10 protein-coding genes are annotated in these 16,464 nt (G+C 58.5%); 1 reads left to right on the top strand and 9 read right to left on the bottom strand.

What is annotated here, in order from left to right; translation table 11 throughout:
* Positions 1–111: 111 nt before the first annotated feature.
* Positions 112–2,847: a CHASE domain-containing protein gene (locus tag MNODULE_RS07585; RefSeq protein WP_168058826.1), complete on the top strand. Its 2,736-nt coding sequence runs from the start codon at positions 112–114 to the stop codon at positions 2,845–2,847.
* A 157-nt stretch (positions 2,848–3,004) separates the two neighbouring features.
* On the opposite strand, the gene mddA is transcribed toward MNODULE_RS07585, so the two are convergent.
* The 9 genes from mddA to MNODULE_RS07540 all read right to left on the bottom strand — a co-directional run bounded on the left by mddA (position 3,005) and on the right by MNODULE_RS07540 (position 16,452).
* Complete coding sequence (gene mddA, locus MNODULE_RS07580) at positions 3,005–3,778, bottom strand: methanethiol S-methyltransferase (protein WP_168058825.1); 774 nt, start codon at positions 3,776–3,778, stop codon at positions 3,005–3,007.
* A gap of 298 nt (positions 3,779–4,076) precedes the next feature.
* A complete protein-coding gene (locus tag MNODULE_RS07575) occupies positions 4,077–4,664 on the bottom strand; it encodes a DUF2628 domain-containing protein (protein WP_168058824.1) in 588 nt (195 codons plus the stop codon).
* A gap of 177 nt (positions 4,665–4,841) precedes the next feature.
* The gene (locus MNODULE_RS07570) at positions 4,842–6,794 is read right to left on the bottom strand and encodes a sigma-54 interaction domain-containing protein (RefSeq protein ID WP_168058823.1); all 1,953 of its coding nucleotides are present in this window, start codon (positions 6,792–6,794) and stop codon (positions 4,842–4,844) included.
* Positions 6,795–6,861: 67 nt separating this feature from the next.
* On the bottom strand, positions 6,862–7,854 hold the full coding sequence (locus MNODULE_RS07565) for an ATP-binding cassette domain-containing protein (RefSeq protein ID WP_168058822.1): 993 nt from the start codon (positions 7,852–7,854) through the stop codon (positions 6,862–6,864).
* A 58-nt stretch (positions 7,855–7,912) separates the two neighbouring features.
* On the bottom strand, positions 7,913–8,203 hold the full coding sequence (locus tag MNODULE_RS07560; protein ID WP_168058821.1) for a GIY-YIG nuclease family protein: 291 nt from the start codon (positions 8,201–8,203) through the stop codon (positions 7,913–7,915).
* Between the two features lie 48 nt (positions 8,204–8,251).
* On the bottom strand, positions 8,252–9,100 hold the full coding sequence (locus MNODULE_RS07555; RefSeq protein WP_168058820.1) for an ABC transporter permease: 849 nt from the start codon (positions 9,098–9,100) through the stop codon (positions 8,252–8,254).
* Complete coding sequence (locus MNODULE_RS07550; protein ID WP_168058819.1) at positions 9,081–9,869, bottom strand: ABC transporter permease; 789 nt, start codon at positions 9,867–9,869, stop codon at positions 9,081–9,083. The genes MNODULE_RS07555 and MNODULE_RS07550 overlap by 20 nt, the downstream gene beginning before the upstream one ends.
* Positions 9,870–9,954: 85 nt before the next feature.
* Complete coding sequence (locus MNODULE_RS07545) at positions 9,955–13,323, bottom strand: InlB B-repeat-containing protein (protein ID WP_168058818.1); 3,369 nt, start codon at positions 13,321–13,323, stop codon at positions 9,955–9,957.
* A 372-nt stretch (positions 13,324–13,695) separates the two neighbouring features.
* The gene (locus MNODULE_RS07540) at positions 13,696–16,452 is read right to left on the bottom strand and encodes a PAS domain S-box protein (RefSeq protein ID WP_168058817.1); all 2,757 of its coding nucleotides are present in this window, start codon (positions 16,450–16,452) and stop codon (positions 13,696–13,698) included.
* Positions 16,453–16,464: the final 12 nt, after the last annotated feature.

Genomic DNA, 16,464 nt, shown 5'->3' with positions numbered 1-16,464 from the left:
TTAACGTAGGGGCGACGCATGCGTCGCCCGGCCGTAGGGCGAGGCACCGCCTCGCCCCTACAGCGTCTGGCTTTACTTCTCTTTCGCACACGTATTATGATGGGGGGTCCGTTGTCGATTAAGAACTTAAACCCCTTATATAAAGTGAACTTAAAAAATCAACTTTATGGCGATCTAAAATCAAAAGAGCTCCCCTCTGATCGCGCGTTCCTTCCCGGGTGCGTCCTCTTTATTTCGCTCGCCTTGACCGGCCTGGCGACATGGTATGTCTTCTCGCTCGCGGAGACCAAAGACCGGGAGCGCTTCCAGAATATCGTTCAACGCTCCCAAAATGCCATCGCCGTCCGGATCGACACCTACATCTCCTCGCTTCGCGGGACGGCGGCGCTTTTCACCGCCACCGGCCGGACCGACCGGGAAACGTTTCACAGCTACATCTCCCGGCTCGAATTACAGAGCCACTATCCCGGCATCCAGGGGATCGGCTTCACAAAAAGGGTCCCGCCCGATCAGGTCGAAAAAACGGTCGCCGAAATCAGACAAGAGATCCCAAGCTTCAAAATCTGGCCGGAGAGCCCCCGCGACGAATACCACACCATTCTCTACCTGGAGCCGCAAGATCGCCGAAACCGGGCGGCGCTCGGTTATGACATGTTCACGGAACCGGTCCGCCGGGCCGCGATGGAGCGCGCCCGCGACACCGGCCTCGCCGCCACCTCCGGAAAAGTGACCCTGGTTCAGGAAATCGATTCCGAAAAACAGGCCGGCTTTTTGATCTATCTTCCGATCTATGAGCCGGGAGCCGCCCCGGAGACGATCAATCAACGGAGAGCGGCGCTGAACGGTTTTGTTTACAGCCCGTTTCGCGCCGGGGATCTGCTGGTCGGCATTTTCGGCGGGGAGACCCGCCCGCGGGTCGACTTCGAGGTCTTCGACGGTCCGGAGCCGCGCCCGGAAAACCGCCTCTACCGCTCCCGCGAAGCCGATCCGGACGAACGCCGCCCCCGCTACAGTACGACCACCCGCCTGAATGTGTGGGGACAGACCTGGACGCTGCTCTTTACGACGCGTCCTGCGTTCGACCTCGGCTCAAACAGAGGGGTGGCCCTCCCTATTTTCATCGTCGGATCGATCGTCAGCTTCACCCTCTTCGGCATCACCCGCTCTCAGGTGAAGGCGCGCGCGGCGGCCGATCGGAACGCAGCCGAATTGGAAACGCTGAACCGGGTGGCGATCAGTCTGTCGGCGGAGACGGATCTGCAAAAACTGGTTCAGATCGTCACCGACGCCGGAACCAAGCTCAGCGGGGCGGCGTTCGGCGCCTTCTTCTACAACCTCATCGACGTAAAGGGGGAGACATACACGCTCTACACCCTCTCCGGCGTCCCGCGAGAGGCCTTCGCCAAATTTCCGATGCCGCGAAACACCGCCGTCTTCGGCCCGACCTTTCGCGGCGAAGGGGTGGTTCGGCTCGACGATGTCACGAAAGACCCCCGCTACGGGAAGAATGCCCCTTACGCCGGCATGCCGGAAGGGCATCTGCCGGTCAAAAGTTATCTCGCCGTTCCGGTCCTCTCCCGTTCCGGGACCGTCCTCGGCGGCCTCTTCTTCGGGCACAGCGCCCCCGGCCGCTTTACGGAGAGACACGAACGTCTCCTTCTCAGCATCGCCTCCCATGCGGCGATCGCCATCGATAAGGCGCGGCTGATCGAAACGGCGGAGCAGGAGCAAAAGAAAGCGGAAGAGAGCGAGCGGCAATACCGGCTCCTGGCCGAGGTGATGCCACAACTGGTCTGGACCTCCACGCCGGAAGGGCGGGTCGATTGGTGCAATCAGAGATGGTACGAGGCGACCGGCTTGACGGCGGAAGAGACGCTCGGGTCGGGCGGGCTTAAAGCGATCCATCCCGACGACCGGCAGAGGACACGGGATCGATGGAGAGCGGCCATTCTGACCGGAACCCCCCATGAAGTCGAGTTCCGCCTTCAAAGCCCGTTCGGCGGATACCGATGGTATCTCTCCCGGGGGCTTCCATTAAAGGACGCGAGCGGCCGGATCATCCGATGGTTCGGCACCTGCACCGACATCGACGACCGGAAACGCGCCGAAGCCGAGGCGCGGGAAGCCAGCCGCGTCAAGTCGGAGTTTGTGTCGAACGTCTCGCATGAACTCCGAACCCCGCTGAACGCCATCATCGGTTATTCGAGCCTTCTGCGGGACGAAACGTTCGGCGCGCTCATCGATGATCAAAAACAGCCGGTGGAGGGGGTCCTTAAAAACGGGAAGGAGCTTCTTAATCTCATCAACAATCTTCTCGATCTGTCGAAAATCGAATCGGGAAAGATGCCGGTCGATCTAGAGAAGATCGACTTGGTCCCCCTGCTGGAGGAGATCGTCTCCGGGATGCAGCCGCTGATCGACGAAAAGTCGCTTTCAGTCGTATATCGGATGACGCCGCTTCCAGAGATCGAATCCGATCCGAATAAGCTGAAGCAGATCTTCGTCAACCTGATCTCGAATGCGATTAAATTCACCGAGAAGGGAGAGATCATCCTTCTGGCGACGGAGAAGCCGGAGGAGGAAGGGATCGAAATCGCCGTCCAGGATACCGGCATCGGCATTCCGCCGGACGAGCTCGCCAGGATCTTCGACGCCTTTCATCAGGCCGACGCGACCTCCACGCGAAAATTCGGGGGGACGGGGCTCGGATTGGCGATCGTGAAAGAATTGACCGGCCTGTTGAACGGCCGGATCGGCGTCGAAAGTGAATTGGACAAGGGAGCAACCTTTACCCTCTTTTTGCCTTATCGCTGGAAAGAGGACGACAAAGACCCACAGAAAGGATAAACGTATCCGCCCTGCGCTTCCTACCCCCCTCCCGGCCCAGTAACGAACCTGCGCCAAGGTTGAATCGGAGAGGCCCAGGAATCCCCGGGCCTCCCCCCTGTTTCGAACTTTTTCTGAAATCATCTTCATGATTCTCTCCTGTTCTATCGGATGCAACTCACGCCGCTCTTTCTTCGGAGGGGGACGCCGCCGCTATCGGCGCCGATTTCTTCATGAACCGGGGGATCAGCATCGGCACCCGCCGCCGGTAGCCGGCGTACTCCCCGTGCGCCGCAACCAGATCGCGCTCTTCCAGCTGAATGGCGATCAGGATATAGGCCGTGGTCGCGAGGGCGAAGACGAGGTGCGCGACAGTCATCGTCGGAGCGGCCCAGAAGGCGAAGAGCCAACCGACGTAGAGCGGGTGGCGGACATGCTTATACGGACCCGGCGTCTTAAATTGGAGCGGCGTATATTCGCGGCCCAATAGATAGAGCGTAACCTGTCTCAGGCCAAAGAGATCGAAGTGATTGATGAGAAATGTCGTCACCAGAACCAGCAGCCATCCGAAGGCAAAAAGTCCGTGAAGGATCGCGCGGCCGGCGGGATCTTCGACATTCCAGATCACCCCCCCCATCGGCTCCCACTGCCAGAACATCAAAATCAGCGCCAGGCTGGAGAAGAGAACATAGGTGCTCCGCTCGACCGGCTTCGGAACAATCCGGGTCCACCACGCCTTGAAGGCCGGCCGGGCCATGACGCTGTGCTGAAAGGCGAAAAGCCCGAGCAATAAGAGATTGATCAGAAGCGCTTGACCGATCGGACGCGTCGGCGCCGAGTCGATCGACTTCGGAACAAAGAGATTCCCGACGAACCCCGCCGCATAAAGAAACGTGACAAAGAAAACCGCATACGCCGCCACGCCATAACCGAATGCAATGATCCTTTTCATGACAACCCCTCCTCTGTGAGATGTTCGTTGATCTGATCGATTTCCGATTGGAGATCCGCTCCAATCAACCTCGCAGAACGCTTTTGCAGAGGCCATGCCGGGAGGTCGGTCTTTTTATTTGATTGAAATGAAAGGAGTTCTATCGGATTTGCCAAGACAGGACGATTTACGAGATTTCGCGATTTACGAGATTTCACAAGCGGCATCGTGAAATTTGGCGATTCCTTCTTGGCGATTCTTCCACGATGGGTGAAATGGGTGAAGAGGAGGCGCTTGCCGATGAGTCGCAACGCGTCGTCTAGGGGATGGCGAATGGGTTCCGGGAATAGGCGGCAGCCAGAATCATCACACCGACCAAAAAGGCAAGAAAGCTGGTCCCCCCTTTTTTTCGGAGGCGCTCTAAATAGGCGGAGCGGTCAGGGACCGTCTCGCGCAGCTTATTGATCGTTGCGAGGGCGCGGCGCAAGTAAAGCCTGTTGGCGGCCACCCCCAACGCAATCTGGACAACCAGCAGCCCCGCCCAGGCGACGTCTGTGACCAGCAACACGGCGCGAGGGTCCTGCGCCGGATTGATGGCCCGGAAGAGATGTGCGAGGAAAAAAGAGACGAGGAGGTACGCGGCGAGAACGGCTGCCCCTACTAAGTAGAGCTTTCGCCAGAAGCACCAAGAGAGGCCGAAGAGGGCGGCCGCCCAGTTGAAGCTGGAGAAACGGGAGGCGCCGTCGAGAATGTGCGTCCAATGGGAGAGGTAATAGTTCTCCTTCGCTTCATCGGTATATCCTTTGCCAACCGCGAACGCGTTCAGCTCTTCGGCGGTGACGGGGGTTTGAGAGGCAACCCCCGGCACGCTCGGCCAGCTTGTTGCCGAGGGGGATTCTTCAGACATCAATTTCTCCTTTTCATATCCTGAATGTTGATCTCCGTATAAAGTATTGAAGATCGACCGATTTGTCAACCGCCGGTCGAAGGAGACCGGTGCAGGAGGGGACGTAGCGTAGGGGTTCAACATGTTGAACCCTATACGAGGGACCCGATGCTTCTGTACGTTCCCTGAGAAATGAACTCACGGCTTTTCTGCGTGCCGGGGGCGGGTAATCCCGAGCGCTTTGATCCGGGAGCTGAGGGTCGAGGGGTTCATTCCAAGGAGTTTTGCCGCGCCGTTGTCGCCGGAGACCCGCCATCCGGTCGCCTCCAGGGCGAGGATCAAGTTCTTTCGTTCCAAATCCTCCAACTCCTGAATGGTCCGGATCTCCGCCAGGCGGTCTTGGATCGAGGCAATTTCAGTCCGCGGCGGCGCTTGCGCCACCTCCGGAAGGGCCCGGTCGAGACTGAGCCGGCCCTCCTGCGCCGTGATGACGGCGCGCTCGATGACATTCGCCAGCTCCCGGACGTTGCCCGGCCAAGGGTAGGCCTTTAACTTCCGGAGGCACTCCTCCGAAAGCGGCTCGATCCTCCGTCCCAACCGTTGCGCGAACCGCTTCGCAAAGGCGGAGGCAAGAAGGACGATATCCTCTCCCCGTTCCCGCAGCGGCGGCAGCTGAATCGGAAAAACATTCAGCCGGTAATAAAGATCCTCCCGGAAGCGGCCTTCCTTCGCCGCTCTCTGAAGATCGCGGTTCGTCGCGGCGATGACCCGCACATTCACCTTTCGGGTCTGCGCGCTTCCCACCGCCTCGAACTCTCCTTCCTGGAGCACCCGGAGCAGCTTCGCCTGAAGATCGAGCGGAAGCTCGCCGATCTCGTCGAGGAAAATCGTCCCGCCGTCGGCCAAAGCAAACCGGCCGTCGCGCCGCTTCAACGCCCCGGTGAAGGCTCCCTTCTCATGGCCGAAGAGCTCGCTCTCGATGAGGGCGGCGGGAAGGGCGGCACAGTTGACCCCGATCAACGGTTTGTCGTTTCGACGGCTCGCGGCATGAATCGCCCGGGCGATCAGCTCCTTCCCCGTTCCGGTCTCTCCAAGGATCAGGACGGTGGCGTCGGTCTCGGCGACCTGTTCGACCTCCCGGAGAACCCGGACGACCGGCGCGCTGCGGCCGACGATTTCATCGAAGTTGTGGAGCGACTTGATCTCTTCCCGGAGATATTCGGCTTCGCCGGTGAGCGAGATAATTTTCCGCTCCGCCTCCAACCGCTCGTTGACATTCCGGAGAATCAGCGTGTGGAAGGTCCGCCGCCGGACCTCATACCGCGACAGTGTCGCCTCGGCCTGGAATCCCTCCCCGTCGGCCCGGACCGCCTTGAGGCCCCCCGGAATCCAGAGGTATTGGTGTCCCTCCGGACGGGCATCGAGCTGCCCGATCAGGCTTCGGAGCGTTTCCTCCTCCCCTTTCGCCAGAAACCGGAAGAACCCCCGCCCGACCACCCGGCTTGCGGGAGAACCGAAGACCTTCTCGGCGGCGGGGTTCAGGCGCGTCACACGGAGCGCTTCATCAAGCTCGATGAACGCGTCCATCGCGCTGTCGAAAAGCCGGCCGAGCTTCTCCTCCCGCTCGCGCACCTCCGATTCGGCGCGAAGCCGCCGGAGCTCGGCCGCCGCGCGGGCGGCGAAGATTTGAAAGAGCGCCATCGCCCGCGGCTCCGCCGGCATCGGCCGCTTATCCATCACCGCCAGGTGTCCGAGAACTTCTCCGCTCACATCGAAGAGCGGCGCCCCCATGTAGCTGACCGCTTCGATTCTTTGGACGTCGGGATCATCCGGGTAGAGCGCCAGCACGTTCTCGGGAAGATGAAGCAGCCGCGCCCCTTCCACCACCGCCTGGCAGGGGGTTCCGTCGATTTTGTGTTCGTAATGCTCGATCCATTGATTCCCCAGCCGGAAGGCGAGGGCGCGAAGGCGGCGCGATTCCGGAAGGTACTCGGTGACCCAGGCGCCGTGCGTCTGGAGCGCTTTGGCGAGATTTTCGACGAGGGAAGAGAAGAAGCGCTCGCCCGTTTCGGTGGCGGTCCCCTCCAGAATCATCCGAAGGGCGGTCGTTTCATCGAATCCTTGCAGCGGTTTTTGATCGGAGGGGTTCATGGCATCCATGAAGGGGGTCGTGTCTGGCCCATTTTACTCATCATGCAGGAAAGGTTCAAGCGCTTCTTTATTCACCCTCCTTCGAAGGCTGCTCGTCGAAGATCCGCCGGATCACCTCCTCCACTTCGACCTCTTCCACCGAGAGGTCGTCGATCGGAAGTTGTCCGAGGAGACGGTGGGTCGTCTGGGCGATCTCCTTCTTCTTGACCTTCAAGACGGCGTGGTGCTCATCGAGCTCCACCACCCCTTCCTCCCCCGAGAGGACGGCGGCCGCTTGGGGAGAGGCGAACCGGATCTTGACCACCTTGTGGTCGATGTAACGCTGGGAGAGGTCATTGAGCAACCCGTCATAGACGATCCGGCCGTGGTTGATCACCAAAACCCGCCGGCAAAGCTGTTCCACGTCGCGCATGTAGTGGCTGGTCAGGAGAACCGTCGTCTTTTTGAGCCGATTGTATTCTTGTATGAAGCTTCGAATCTTCTCCTGAGAGATCACATCAAGCCCGATCGTCGGCTCGTCGAGAAAGAGAACCCGCGGCTGATGAAGCAGCGCCGCGACCAGCTCGCATTTCATCCGCTGCCCCAACGAGAGCTGCCGGACCGGCACATTCAGAAGATCTTTCAGATCGAGCAGCGACACCATCTCGTCGAGCGTTTTCTGGAAGGCCTTCGGATCGACCTCGTAAATATCCCGGTTGAGCGCAAACGACTCCGCCGGCGGCAGGTCCCACCAGAGCTGATTCTTCTGCCCCATGACGATGGCGAACTGCTGTTGATAGGCCCGCTGCCGCTCCCACGGGACAAACCCCATCACCCGCGCCTCGCCGGAGGTCGGGTAGAGAATTCCGGAGAGCATTTTCAGGAGGGTCGTCTTTCCCGCGCCGTTCGGCCCGAGAAAACCGACCAGCTCCCCTTCTTCCAGGGAGAAGGAGACCGACTTGACCGCCTCATTATAAAACGCCTCGCGCCAGAAGAGCCCTTTGATCGACGCGAGCAGGCCCGGCTCCTTGCGGTGCGTCTTGAATGTCTTGGCCAGGTTTTTGACTTCGATGATCGGCACTCTAGATCCTTCCGTCGTTATTCCCGCGAAAGCGGGAATCCAGTCATTTGTCTTCGCATTACGAAACCTCTTCTGACAAATCTCTCCAATCAGAATTCTGTTTCTCAATCATCTCCAACTTCCAGGCTCTCTTCCATTTCTTTATCTGCTTTTCTCTGCTGATCGCTAATTCCATCTCTTCATGCAACTCGTAATAAACCAGATGATGAACACGATATCTGTTCGTGAACCCCTCGACCAAAGCGTTTTTATGCTCCCAAACGCGCTTAGCAAGGTTGCTTGTGACTCCAACGTAAAGAGTCCCGTTTCGCTTGCTGGCAAGGATATAGACCGCCGGCTGTTTAAACATCTCAAACCTCTGGATTCCCGCTTTCGCGGGAATGACGAATCAAAGGTCTTAACTGCTGGCCGAGCTGTAGTGGTGCAGGCTCCAGTTCCAAACGACGAGCGCCAGCGACAACGAGATGACCGTCACGCCGATCGTCAGCCCGATCAGCGCGGCGTCTGCCCGGCCGGTGAGGACCGAGGCGGGGACCGTCGCGATCAGGCTGCTCGGAACGATGAAGGTGAAAAACGCCTTCCCCAAGCCGCGATAAATCTCCCGCGGGTAACGGGCCGTGTCCATGAAGTAATAGACAATCGTATTCAGCTCCTGCGACTTCACCAGCCAGAAGACGGCGCTGTTGATCATCAGGGAGAAGGCGTAGTAGAGCAGAAGCGAGACGGCGATCATCAACAGATAGAGCGGAATGCTGCTCCAGGCCGCGTTCTCAAGATGGGCGAAGCCATACGCCACGAGCGCAAACCCCATCAGCCCCTCTCCCAGGCTCTCGGTCAGCGAAACATGCCGGAAGGCGAGATGGGCGTTCGCCGCCATGGGAGAAGTCAGCATCGCATCGAACCGTCCGGTCCGGACATAATCCCCCAGTTCCAGAAACCCCTGCCGAAAGGTCAGGTAGGCGATCTCGCGGACCACCCCGACGCTCCCGACGAGGACCAGCGTCTGGTGAAAGGTCCATCCCCCGATCGTCTCCACGTTCGCGTAGAGGATCGCGAAGAAGACGACGTTCACCCCCATGAAGAAGAGATCCATGATGACTGCCAAGACGAAATTCGCCCGGTAGATCATCTCGTTCTTCAGGTTGTGGACCAGAAACGACCGATAGAGAAAAAGGTAGCGGCGAAGCGAACGGATTAGACCCCGTTTTGACGGTTGCGTTTTCACTTCAGTGGCCGACCGCTTCATATCGTTTGATCCCCCGATTCAAAACAAACCGCAGAAAGAGGTAGAGGCCGACCGACCAGGCCAGCGCCCCGATCAGCCCCGCGACCGGATGGGCCTCCTTTTCCAGAAAGATCTGGCTGGGAAAGAAGGCGAGATACCGAAACGGCAGAACGTTGGCGATCGCTTCGATCGCCTTCGGAAAAAGATCGAGCGGCAGCAGCGCTCCGGCGAAAAAGAAGACGACGTATTGCAGCATATATTTGAACGCGTTCGCCTGCACCAGCCAAAACGCGAGGAGGGCGATCGCAAAGTCGAACTCGAACGCCAGGACCATCCCGAGCAGCAATGAAAGAAAAAAGAAGAGGTAGGTCGATGGCCGCGACGGGATCGAGATGTAATCGATGAGGATAAACGAGAGCAGACCGACCCCCACCGCCACCATCAGCCCCTCGAAGACCTTCCAGGAGAGGTTGAGGGTGAACCAATAGTGCAGGTAGTTGACCGGCCGGATGAGGAAGCTGGAGAAGGTCCCCTCCCGAATCTGGTCGACGATCTCCCAGCTGGCGTAGGAGAGGACCGCGCTGCCGATGATCAACTGCAGCAGGTAATAGGTAATCAGGTCCGGGAGGGAGTAGTCGCCGAGGCGGCCTTCGCTTTGGTAGATGGCGTTCCAGAGATAAAGGAGGACACCGATCCGAAGGATGTTTCCGAGGACGGAGATAAACGTCGGCCCCCGATATTGCAGGGCGTTCTGCCAATTGACCCAAAAAACCGTCCAGTACTTTCGCATCGGGGCAATTATAACTGATCGAGGGCGGGAGGTCTACGGCTTACACGATAGACGTAGGACAAACAAACGAGGCCGAAAGGTGCGTCTATGGCAGCAGGTCGAAGCGCGCCTGGGCCGACTGATCGGAAATCATCTCCAGAACACAGGTTGGATCAGTTCCCGTGCAGGCCCCGGCGGTCCAACCCGCGAAATGGGATAGGAGACCTTCTGTCGCCGTAAGTGTGACGACGGTGCCGAACGTATAGACTGCCGAGCAGGCGGCTTGACCTGAAGCGGTACAATCAATCCCGGCCGGATTGCTGGTCACCCCTCCCGTGCCGGTCCCTGCCGGATCGACCATCACTGTGAGAGTGAATGTTCTTGTAAACTTCGCCTCCACCGACTGGATGGCATCCATCGTTACCACACAATCCCCGGTAAGATTTGTGCAAGCTCCGGCCCAGCCAGCAAAGACGGCATCTGCGTCCGGTGTTGCGGTCAGGGTCACAACGGTATGGATGGTGTAATCCTGGGAACAATCTGTCCCGCAATCAATCCCTGCAGGACTGCTGACGACGGCGCCGGTCCCCGTTCCCGACTTCATGACGGAAAGGGTAAAGGTCTGCAATGTAAACGTAGCGGTGACCGACTTGGCCGCATCCATGGTGACGACACAATTCCCAGTTGTCGCCGTGCAGGCTCCAGACCAACCTGCAAAGATCGAGCTGTCGTCTGGGGTCGCCGTGAGGGTTACCTGAGTCGTCAAGTTGCTGTATGTCTCTGTGCAGTCGGTCCCACAGCTAATACCCGGTGCGCTAACCGCCCCCCCTCCGCTCCCCTGTTTAGTCACAGTGAGAACCGGCTTCAGGATAAAGGTGGCCGTCACCGACTTAGCAGCGTCCATTGTCACCACACAATTGCCTGTGCCGGAACATTCCTGATTCCACCCGGTAAAAATTGAGTTTGCGGCGGCAGTAGCAGTGAGTGTAACTTGGGTGGAAAAGTTGTTATAAGACTGCGTGCAGTCGGTTCCACAGCTAATGTCGCCGCTGGGAGTGGTGCTCGTAACAGTACCCGTTCCCGTCCCACCTTTGGATACGGTGAGAACCGGCTTAAGGGTGAAAGCAGCCGTTACCGTCTTTGCAGCATCCATCCTCACCACACAGTTACCGGTACCTGCGCAGCTTCCCCCCGACCATCCGGAAAAGATCGAATCTTCCGCGGCGGCAGCCGTGAGGGTCACCTGTGTGGTTAAATTCGTGTAAGAGTGCGTGCAATCAGTCCCGCAATTAATCCCATTTGGGCTGCTTGTTACGGTGCCGGCTCCTGTCCCAGATTTCGTCACGGTAAGAACCGGTCTTCTGGTAAATGTAGCCGTTACCGTTTTGGCAACATCCATAGTGACAACACAGCTTCCTGTTGCGTTGCTGCAGGCCCCGCTCCAACCGGCGAAGAAAGAGGTGGAGTTGGCCGTGGCGGTCAGTGTGACCTCTGTGGTGACATTATCATACGTCTGCGTGCAGTTACTCCCGCAGCTGATATCAGTATTATTCGGAACAGTGCTCCTCACGGTTCCACCGCCGGTCCCCTGCTTGGTCACGGTGAGAATCGGCTTGAGAGTAAAGGTGGCAACGACTGAACTTGCCCCCTCTATGCTGAAATTACAGGCCGCATCGTCTCCCGAACAGGCGCCGCTCCAACCGGTAAAGATCGAATCTGAGTCAGCCACGGCGGTCAGAGTGACGGTGGTATGGGCTTCGTAAGACTCGCCGCAATCAGGACCGCAGTTAATTCCCGGTCCGCTTACCGTTCCACTTCCGGTCCCCGGCTTGCTCACCGTGAGTGCATACGCATTCAGGGTAAAGGTGGCCGTCACCGTTTTGGCAGCGTCCATCGTGGCAACACAGGCATTCATCCCACCGGCAACATTGTCAACAACGACGCAGTCGCCTCCCCAACCTGCAAAGGTAGAGTCGTCATCCATAACCGCCGTCAGCGTAATAGTATCTCCGACCGCAAAAGGAGCCGAGCAAGTTGTGCCGCAGTTGATTCCGGGGAGGTCGCTCGTTATGGTTTCATGGCCGTTCCCCAGCTTCTCAACCTGTAACGTCTCTTCCGCCTGATCCCGCTCCCCATTCTGCGTCGCCACGTAAAAGAGGGCCTCGGGTAAAGCATTCGGGTCCAGCTCTAAAATCTGCGTCGGTGAGCGGTCGCCATCCTTCTGATCGGCTTGATGCCACACCCGGATCTCTGTTCCCGCCACATTGAGGGCCATGAACACATTGCCGGCCAGGGTGACCGCCGCGGTTTGGTCAAGACCGGTCTCGGGCCCGGCCAGCGTCGCGGCAGGCACAACCTCTTCGGAAGCAGTGGAGGCTTCCGCGACCCGATAGATCGTCCCATTCGGATCGCGAGAGGAGATGAAGAGAAGATTTTGACTATAATCGAGGACAAGCCCTGGCTGAGAAAGGCCCTCCCCTGCAATCCGGATCGTCGGGACCGGCGTCACATTTTGAATGTCTCCGGTCAGCCCGCTTAGTTTCTCGAAGACACTGATCTCTCGGCCGTTGGCCACATAAAGGGTATCTCTCTTCACATCGAGAAAAACGGGATGGTCGCCTGCAACCAAACTCCCCGTGAGGACGGCCATGGGTGGGATTTCCCCTTCGAGTGAAGAGAGATTCCAGATAAGGATTTCACCATTGTTGTTGACGACATAGAGGCGGTTGCGAAAAGGATCGACCGCGATCCCGGTTGGGTGGAGCAGCCGGGTTGCCTGTCCCTTTAGGACGAGATCGGGCGGGGTATCCCCATTCACCGTTGCGGCATTGTTCCAGACGCTCACCGAATTGTCCGCCGCGTCGGCGAAGTAAAGGCGGCCGCCGATCGAATCGACAAAGAGACTTCCGGAAGACGGCCCGACGATTCCGGTGTTCTCCCCCCGAAGCGCGCGGGTCGGAACGAGCTGAACGACCCCGCCCTTCAGATTAGAATAGCGATCGAAAATCTGGATCGACGGGTCGGCGGCGTCGGCGACGAAAAGGGTGTCCGAGACCGCCTCGACATACCGGATCGCCGCCGGGGCGATTTCGGCCGGGTTGTTCTGTCCGGGGACGACATCGATACTCAGCGTGACGGCCGCGACCTGAAGCTGGTTGATGAAATACCGGATCTCGACGGTGCGCCGTCCGGCGGGAACCCCCTCGATCGCGCCCGCGACCCGGTTCGTCGAGAGATCGACCGTCAGATCGACCGTTCGTTCTCCGGCCGTCCCCGGGTCGACCACCGCGCGGGCGGTCATCACCAGATCGGAGTCGGGCAGAGGGGCCCACATCCCCTTCGGGAGCGGCATGGAGAAGGCAGGGTCCGATTCGACGGGTGCGGCGGGTCCCTTCGAGTCGCCTCCGCCGCACCCGCCGATGACAAAAAGGATGAGAAGCAGCGCGAAGCGTCCGAGCAGGTAAAAGCTATTCATTTGCGTTGAAGACATCGGAATGATGGGACCGGTCCGAGAGGAACAGCCAGCCGGGCATGGAGCAACGTTCGGGGCAAAAGAAAAAAGGGAAACATAACGATCCAAAAGAAAATCACGGTCTTATTTGCATCAGTTCGCGGAATTTCGAGTCGGTTAGAAACAGATTTCAGAGTGTAACTTTCTGCCGGAGCAGGTGTCAACAAATAATTTCGGTTTTGCCGTCTAGGAATTTTCTATTTCAAATTAGATATGGGCTGATTTGCGAGGTTTGTCGAAAAGCAGGCAAAGGACCGAAGTCGGCCGGCACGGATAGATGAGCCGACAGTCGAGAACAATGCGGTTTGCGAAGCGGAGTATCGCTTCGGGCCGGCGTTAAGGTTGATCTTCCCCTCCTCGGGGCGCTTCGTTCCGGTCCCGTGCCGCCCGACCGGGCCGGGAATTGCTCACCGCCACGCCGACCCACCGGGCCAAGTCCTCGGCGAGCGCCAGATCCGTCGGACGGTAGCGCCGGTTTGAATCGGTCAGCAAAAAAGAGATTGCGCCGAGGATGCGCTCCCCGGCGAGAAGCGGCACGATGATCGCCGATTTCAAACCGAGAGACCGGGCCATTCTGAGATGATCTTCATCTCGTGCGATGGAGACCCGCATCTCATCGGTAATCTCCGGCAGAAAAATCGGTTTCCCGGTCTGTAGAACGCGCTGCAGGGGATGATTCTCGTTTAGATCGGAAGGGTAGCGGCGGAACAGCCCCCTTCCAAGCGCCTCTTCGGCGGGGTCGGCGGCGGCGACCGCCAAACGGCGCACGGTTTGGTCTTCCTCCAGGAGATCCACTACGCAGCCGTCGGCCAGATAGGGAACCGCAAGGCGCGCCAGACTGCAGAGAAGGGTCTCATGGTCAAGCGAGGAGGCAAGAAGCGTGCTGGCCTCCGCCAGGAAGCCCATGTGCTGACGGGCCTCTTCCGCCTCCGCCCGTGCCATCCGCTCTTGAAATGAGAGGCGGTGTCTCTCTTGCTCCGTCCATTTGCGCTCGCTGATATCCCGAAGATAGCCGGTAAAAACCGGAGGCCCGTCCGCAAACGTACGGGTCACTTTGACCTCTACAGGGAACTCGCTCCCGTCCGCCCGCATCGCCGTCATCTCGATCCGGCGATACAAAACCTTGCTTTCCCCGCTGACAAGATAGTGCGCCAGTCCGGCCTGATGTCGCTCCCGAAGAGAGGGGGGAATGATCAGCTCCGCCAGTTTTTTCCCGATCACGTCGAAACGGCGATAACCGAATGTGTTCTCGGCGGCCGGGTTGAACTCCAGGATCTTCCCCTCATGATCGATGGTAATAATGCAGTCGAGAGAAGACTCCAAAATCGCTTCCCGGCGCGCTTCGTTTTCACGAAGCATCTTTTCCATTTTTTTTCGATCGGTGATATCGAGAACAACATAGAGGCCTCGGTCTTTGGAAGACTCGAAAAAAGCCTCCCCGATGAGAATCGAAAGGCGGCTGCCGTCCTTTCGGATGTACTCCTTCTCGTAAGGGGTGCAAACGCCCGTAGTGATCAGATCTTGAAGCGCTTTGTCATCGAGGGGACGATACTCCTCCGGCGTCATGTCGCGCCACCGCAACCCCCCCGAGAGGAGATCTTCCCGCGTGTAGCCTACCATTTTGAGGAAAGTATCGTTGGCATCGGTGATGTTTCCATCCGCATCCCAGAAGATGAATCCCAGAATGCTCGACTCCGCCACCCTCCTAAACCGTGCTTCGCTCTCCGCGAACGGCTCTTCCGCCGATTTTCGATCGTTGATCACCCGCATGACGGAAGAGGCGCCGATGAGTTTTCCCGTGCTCTGCCGAATCGGAGAAAGCGTCACCGAAAGATCGACGCGCTCGCCGTTTGCTCTGACATGGACGGTTTCATACCGATCGACTCGTTCCCCTCGCTTCATTTTCTCGAGAACGTCCGAAAACGCGCCGAGGCGATCGCGCGGAAAGAGAATCCAGATCGGTTTGCCGAGCATCTCCTCGGCGGGACAACCAAAGAGTTTTTGAGCGCCGCTATTCCAACTGGTGATGATTCCATCCAACGTCTGCCCGATGATGACATCGTCGGACGATTCGACAATCGCCGCCGATCGGATCACGCTCTCTTCCGCTCGCTTTCGCTCAATGAATTGGCCGATCTGCCTCCCCACCTTTGTCATCATTTCAAGCAGACTGTCATCGGGCTCCTCCCTGTTGCGGCTGAAGAACTCCATCACCCCAAGCACCTGGTGATCGCCCCGGATGGGAAACGCGAACGCCCCATGCAGCCCCTCTTTTACCGAAATGGAAGCGCGTTCGAAAAGCTCCTCATCCGCCATATCACAGACCCAATCGACCTCCCCGCGGGTCCAGACGCGACCCGGAAGCCCTTCGCCGGGCCATAAGATACTTTCCCGATTCATCCTTTCAGATTCGGAAATAGATGTCGAAGGAGTCCGCCAGATCTCAGCGCACGTGAGCACATTCACCTGATCGTTCACCTGCCAGAATATCCCCATCTTCCATCCGAGGCTTTCACAAATGACGCGAAGGACGTCTGGAAGCGCGGCGGAGAGCGTTTCGGCGTGAGCGAGAACGTGCGCGACGGCATGTTCCGCAGCGAGATGCTCCTCTAAAATTCTGTGCTCGTGAACGCTCCGTTTCAATTCGACAAGATCGCCCCACAGATCAACGCGCCGAACAACCTGCTGCGCAAGCATTCGAAGCGACTCGATTTGGTACGGAGTGAGCACTTTCGGAGAGGGGTTCATCACGGAGAGCGTTCCGACCACTTCGCTCTCGGCGCTGATCAGCGGCGCCCCGGCATAGAAACGAATCCGAGGACCGGAGGTCACGAGCGGATGATGGGAAAATCGCTCATCATCCAACGCGTCCGGTACGACAAAAACGTCCCGCTGTAAAACGGCGTGCGAGAAAAAGGGCAGATCGGACAATTCGACTTGTGATTCCAAACCGACCACCGATTTGACGGCATGTCGCTTGTCCTTGATGAAGTGGATCAGCGCAACCGGCATCTCGCAGAAATGCGCGGCCAGACGGGCGAGATCGTCGAATGACTCTTTAGATAATATATTTAATGCGGCGGTAAATCTCATGTAGGGGGTCTT

It is taken from the genome of Candidatus Manganitrophus noduliformans, from assembly GCF_012184425.1.
GTDB classification, from domain to species: Bacteria; Nitrospirota; Nitrospiria; order SBBL01; family Manganitrophaceae; genus Manganitrophus; species Manganitrophus noduliformans.
The sequence above is the reverse complement of the archived record's forward strand: the minus strand, read 5'-3'. Positions and strand labels throughout refer to the sequence as shown.